The sequence below is a fragment of the Nocardia farcinica genome, assembly GCF_029867845.1.
GTDB classification, from domain to species: domain Bacteria; phylum Actinomycetota; class Actinomycetes; order Mycobacteriales; family Mycobacteriaceae; genus Nocardia; species Nocardia farcinica_A.
In genome coordinates, this window is sequence record NZ_JARWRU010000719.1 from 1 (window position 1) to 5467 (window position 5467).

Consider the following 5467-nt stretch of genomic DNA (forward strand, 5'->3'; position numbering starts at 1 on the left):
GCGGCGCCGGGGGGCCGGGGGGCGGGGGGCCCCCGCCCCCACTGGCGGCCCGGGGGCGGGCGGGTCCCCGCCCCCGCGCCCCGCCGCGGCGGCGCCGAGGAGCTGTTGGCCTTCCGGCTCGAGATCGGCAGGCCGATCCAGCCCATGCTGGCCTCGCCCGGCGCCTCGCTGGAGGAGGCCACCGCCGAGTTCGACGGGCAGGTCAGCGTCGAGCACAAGCTGGACGGAGCACGCATCCAGGTGCACCGCGCGGGCGAGACGGTCCGGGTGTTCACCCGCACCCTGCGCGAGATCACCGACAGCGTGCCCGAGCTGGTCGCCCTGGTCCGCGGGCTGGACTGCCGCAGCGTGGTACTCGACGGGGAGACCCTCGCGCTCACCGACGACGGTCGGCCGCGGCCGTTCCAGGAGACGATGAGCCGCTTCGCCACCATGCTCGCGCCCGCCGACCCCGAGGGCGCTGTCCCGGCCGCCCCCAGCGACGGTTCCGTGCCCGCGGGCTCGGCCCCCGGTGGTGCCGTGCGCGCCGGCACGGTCACCGACGGGTTCGCTGCCGTTCCCGGTTACGCCGTGCCGCCGGAGTTCGACGCCGCCACGGCCAGGCACCTGCCGCCGGGGGCGCCGCTGCTGCCGCCGGTGAACTCCACCCGCGAGCTACTGCTGCACCCGTACTTCTTCGACTGCCTGCACCTGGACGGCGAGGATCTGCTCGACGAGCCGCTCGCGCGCAGGCGGGAGGCGTTGCTGTCGGTGGCGGGACGGCACACCATCCCGGCTCTGATCCGGCCCGACCGCGAGACCGCGGCGGAGTACCTGGACGGCGCGCTGGCCGCCGGGCACGAGGGCCTGATGGTCAAGGCCCTCGACGCGCCGTACGCGGCGGGCAGGCGCGGGCGGTCGTGGTTGAAGATCAAGCCGGTGCACTCGCTCGACCTGATCGTGCTCGGCGCGGAATGGGGCTACGGCAGGCGCACCGGATACCTGTCCAATCTGCACCTGGGCGCGCGTGAGCCGCGCACCGGCGAGCCGGTGATGGTGGGCAAGACCTTCAAGGGCCTGACCGACGCGCTGCTGGCCTGGCAGACCGCGGAGTTCCCGCGCCACGAGCGGGCCCGCGACGAGCACACCGTCTACCTGTGGCCGGAGCTGGTGGTGGAGGTGGCGCTGGACGGGGTGCAGGTGAGCCCGCGCTATCCCGGCGGGGTGGCGCTGCGGTTCGCGCGGGTGGTGCGCTACCGGCCGGACAAGAGCGCCGATCAGGCCGACACCATCGACACCGTGCGCGGCCTGCTGCCCTGAGCTGTTCCCCAAGCGCTGTTCCCCGCGTCCACCGCGACTGTGGCGCGGCGCCCGGCCGCGGCGCGGGGTGTCCGATTTGTCCGTAGGTGCGGTCGATCGTCCGTCTACCTGCGGGAAACCACCCGCGGTGACGGTATGGGATCGACATTATAGGGGGACCGATCCGGGGCGCTTTCGGATGGCAACTGCATGGCAATCGAAGTTTCGGTTACCGCACACTGGACGGGTGACCGCCGAATTACTGGTGCTGCTGATCGTCATCGCGACCGCACTCGCGTTCGACTTCACCAACGGCTTCCACGACACCGCCAACGCCATGGCGACCTCCATCGCCACCGGCGCGCTCAAGCCGCGCGTCGCGGTCGGCCTGTCCGCGGTGCTCAACCTCATCGGCGCCTTCCTCTCGGTCGAGGTGGCGGCGACGGTGGCCAAGGGAATCGTCCAGCTCGACGCCGTCAGCGGCCAGGATCTGTTGCTCATCGTCTTCGCCGGACTGGTCGGCGGCATCCTGTGGAATGTCGCGACCTGGCTGTTCGGCCTGCCCTCGAGCTCCTCGCACGCGCTCTTCGGTGGCCTGATCGGCACCACCATCGCCGCGCTCGGCTGGAACGGGGTCATCTGGTCGGACGGCTCCTCGGGCGTGCTGGGCAAGATCGTGCTGCCCGCCCTGCTCGCGCCGGTGGTGGCGGCGCTGGTCGCCTCGATCGGCACCTGGGCCGTCTACCGCATCACCGCGGCCGCCGATCCGGGGATCCGGCGCAAGGGCTTCCGAATCGGCCAGATCGGCTCGGCCTCGCTGGTCTCGCTCGCGCACGGCACCAACGACGCGCAGAAGACGATGGGCGTGATCTTCCTGGCTCTGGTCGCGCACGGCACCGTCACCAAGGACGACGAGCTGCCGCTGTGGGTGATGGCCTCCTGCGCGGTGGCCATCGCGCTCGGCACCTACCTGGGCGGCTGGCGGATCATCCGCACCCTGGGCAAGGGCCTGGTCGACATCGATTCACCGCAGGGCCTGGCGGCGGAGACCTCCTCGGCGGCGATCATCCTCAGCTCGGCCCATTTCGGCCTGCCGCTGTCGACCACCCAGACCGCCACCGGCTCGATCCTCGGCTCCGGCATCGGCAAGGGCGCCGAGGTGCGCTGGTCGGTGATGGGCCGGATGGCGGTGGCCTGGTTGCTGACGTTGCCGATGGCGGGTCTGGTCGGCGCGACCTGCTGGGCGCTGGCGCACGGCATCGGCGGGCTGCCCGGCGTCCTGGTGGTGTTCACGCTGCTGGTCGGCCTGTGCGGGTTCATGTGGCTGCGCTCGCGCCGCGACCGGGTCGACACCACCAATGTCAACGTCTGGCCCGGCGACGCGGCCCCCGCAGGCACCTCCCCGGCGGGCACGTCCCCCAACGGCGAGGTCACGATCGCGAGCGCGCCCGCCGGTGCCGCCGAGGCGGACGCGACAGCGGCGCAGGCTCGGCCCGCGGTGTCGGCCGCGACGGCCTTCGAGTCGGTCACCGCCCAGGCGGGCGCGGCGAGCAGGCCGGAGCCCCCGGAAGCCGACTCCGCCCCCTCCCTGCCCACCCGCCGCGCGCGTCCGTAGAAGGAGCCGAACCCGTGCAGACCCTGATCGACGCTCTGAGTTCGCTCTGGCACGTTCTGGTGGCCGCGCTGATCCTGGGCGCGGGCCTGCCCGCCGTTTTCGCGCTCGGCGTGCGCTTGCTCTCCTCGGCCGATACGGTCGACGACGAAGGCGGTGTCGCCCGGCGCAACCATGTCGTGATGGCGGGGGCCTACGCCTGTTTCGGCCTCATCGTCGCGGCGGTGCTCACGGGCATCCTCTACACCGCCAAGGCATTCCTGGCCGCCCGGCTGGGGATACACCTTTTCGGAGAGTAGGAGGCGTCGTCCAGTGACCGAACCCGAGGCGAATACGACGGCGTCCGGCCCGAGCACGGCGGACCCGGTGGAGACTGTCGATCGCGCGGCGGCCGACCGGCCCGGCATGCTCGCGCGCATCCTGGACTGGCTGCGCGCCGGCTACCCGCAGGGCGTGCCCAAGTCCGACTACGTGGCGCTGTTCGCGGTGCTGCACCGGCACCTGACCGACTACGAGGTGGTGATGGTCGCCGAGGAGCTGGTGCGCCGCAACCCGGAGACCGAGATCACGCGCGAGGCCATCGTGGAGGCCATCGCCCGCTTCGCGATGGAACAGCCCGACCCGGGCGACGTGGCCAGGGTCGCCGAACACCTGGCGGCCGGGGGCTGGCGGCTGGAGGAGGAACTCGCCGAGCAGGCGGCGGCGGAGGCGGCCGAGCAGCGGCAGGGCTGAGCCCGGTCAGGACAGGGAGAGCTCTTCGACCCGCACGGTCGGGGCGAGCCGGGTGCGCAGGCTCCGGTCGATCTCGCCCGCCACCGGGATGACGACCGCGGCCGCGGCGGTGGCGACCGCGTCGGTCAGGACGGCGGGCCAGTCCGGCGCGCCGGGCTCGGCGAGCGCGGAGATCACCGCGGCCGCCGCCGAGTCGCCCGCCCCGGTGGGATTGCCCGCCAGCGGCCGGGGCAGGCTCGCCGTCCACGCCCCCTCGGCGGTGACCGCGACCATGCCGAGCGCGCCCCTGGTCACCAGCACGGCCTTCGCCCCGGACTCCACGATCGGCCGCGCGCACAGCGCCACCTCCCTCGGCGTCCGCGGCTCCTGCCCGGTCAGGGTGCGCAGTTCGGCGCGGTTGGGCATGAGCACCACGCCGGGCACCTTGGCGGCCAGCCGCAGCGGCTCGTCCTCGACATCGCAGATGGTGGGCACCCCGGCCGCGATGGCGGTGTCGGCGATCGCTGCCGGGAGACTCGCGTCGATTCCTCCCGGCAGCGACCCAGAGATCACCAGGCCGCCGATGTCGGGCAGCAGGCCGGTCACCCGGACCGCGAGCTGATCGCCGGCGTGCGGGTTGGTCACCCGCGCGCCCGGTTCGGCCAGCGCGGTGGCGGTGCCGTCGTCGGATTCGCTGATCACCACGGTGCGCCGCACCCACGGCAGCGCGTGCACGAAATCCACCGGCAGTTCCAGTTCGGCGGCCGCGGCGAAGGCGTGGTCGGAGAAGCCGGTGGCGCGCGCGTAGCGGCCGAGCTGGTTGAGCACCCGTGTCACATTGATGCCCTCGCCGCCGATGCGCTGCTCGACCGAGCGGACCCGGTGCGGCCTGCCGCGCTCGAATCGCTCGACCCGGTAGGTCATGTCGTAGGCGGGATTCATTGTCACAGTGAGGATCACGACAACCACTGTCCCCCATCGGGCACCGGGCGCAACTGTGGTTCATCCCTCACCGCCGGTGCGAATCGGCTCCCCCGCCGGGGGAATTACAGGTCCCGCCTCACAGGCCCACCGTCGCGCGCCCGTCGAACACCCCGGTCGCGGGCAGTGCCGCGCCGTGCTGGGACAGCGAGCCGCCGTCGCGGCCCGCGCGCACCGCGAGCAGTTCGGCGGCGATGGCGACCGCGGTCTCGGCGGGACCGTGCGCGCCCACGTCCAGACCGGCGGGCGAGTGCAGGCGCGAGAGCGCGGCCTCGTCGAAGCCGCCGGCGCGCAGGTCCTCCATGCGCCGCAGGTGCGCGGCATAGGAGCCGGCCGCGCCGAGAAAACCCAGTTCGGGCAGGCGCAGCGCGACGGTGAGCAGCGGGATCTCGAACTTCGGGTCGTGCACGAAGGTGACGATGGCGGTGCCTGCGTCGATCTCGCCCGCGCCGGCCAGGGTGTTGAGGTAGCGGTGTGGCCAGTCGACCACCACCTCCGCGTCGGGGAAAGCCTCGGGGACGGCGAACTCCTCGCGGGAATCGCAGACGGTGACCCGGTAGCCCAGCAGTTTCGCCTGCACGGTCAGCGCGGCGGCGTAGGCGTTCGCGCCGAAGACGATCATGCGCGGGGCCGGAGCGAAGGAGGCGACGAAGATGTCGGATTCGGGCAGCGCGACCAGTTCGGTGTTGTGCCGCTTGTCGGTGATGAGGTGCTGGCCGATGAGATCGGTGTCGGGATTCCAGACCACGGTGAAGACGGTGACCCGGCGGTTGGCGGCGATATCGGCCGCCACGGTGGGGAACTAGGTGAAGTCGTGTTGGGAGAACGGTTAGGCGAAGACATAGATGGTGGCGGCCCCCGGGCGGCCCCCGGGGGCAGCCGGGG

6 protein-coding genes are annotated in these 5467 nt (G+C 72.8%); 4 read left to right on the top strand and 2 right to left on the bottom strand.

Annotated elements, in window-relative coordinates:
• The 4 genes from QH283_RS15775 to QH283_RS15790 all read left to right on the top strand — a co-directional run.
• On the top strand, nt 1–1299 hold a 1299-nt coding region (locus QH283_RS15775; protein ID WP_432420738.1), incomplete at its 5' end, for a hypothetical protein.
• Between the two features lie 226 nt (nt 1300–1525).
• Nucleotides 1526–2893 carry an inorganic phosphate transporter gene (locus QH283_RS15780; RefSeq protein WP_280503746.1) on the top strand — a complete coding sequence of 456 codons (1368 nt, stop codon included), beginning with the start codon at nt 1526–1528 and terminating at the stop codon, nt 2891–2893.
• 14 nt (nt 2894–2907) lie between these two features.
• A complete protein-coding gene (locus QH283_RS15785; protein WP_280503747.1) occupies nt 2908–3189 on the top strand; it encodes a hypothetical protein in 282 nt (93 codons plus the stop codon).
• Nucleotides 3190–3202: 13 nt separating this feature from the next.
• Complete coding sequence (locus QH283_RS15790) at nt 3203–3622, top strand: DUF3349 domain-containing protein (RefSeq protein WP_280503748.1); 420 nt, start codon at nt 3203–3205, stop codon at nt 3620–3622.
• A 6-nt stretch (nt 3623–3628) separates the two neighbouring features.
• On the opposite strand, the gene QH283_RS15795 is transcribed toward QH283_RS15790, so the two are convergent.
• A complete protein-coding gene (locus QH283_RS15795) occupies nt 3629–4561 on the bottom strand; it encodes a hexose kinase (protein WP_280503749.1) in 933 nt (310 codons plus the stop codon).
• 100 nt (nt 4562–4661) lie between these two features.
• Nucleotides 4662–5375, bottom strand: coding sequence for an XdhC family protein (locus QH283_RS15800; protein ID WP_280503750.1), 714 nt, complete (start codon nt 5373–5375; stop codon nt 4662–4664).
• Between the last annotated feature and the right edge of the window lie 92 nt (nt 5376–5467).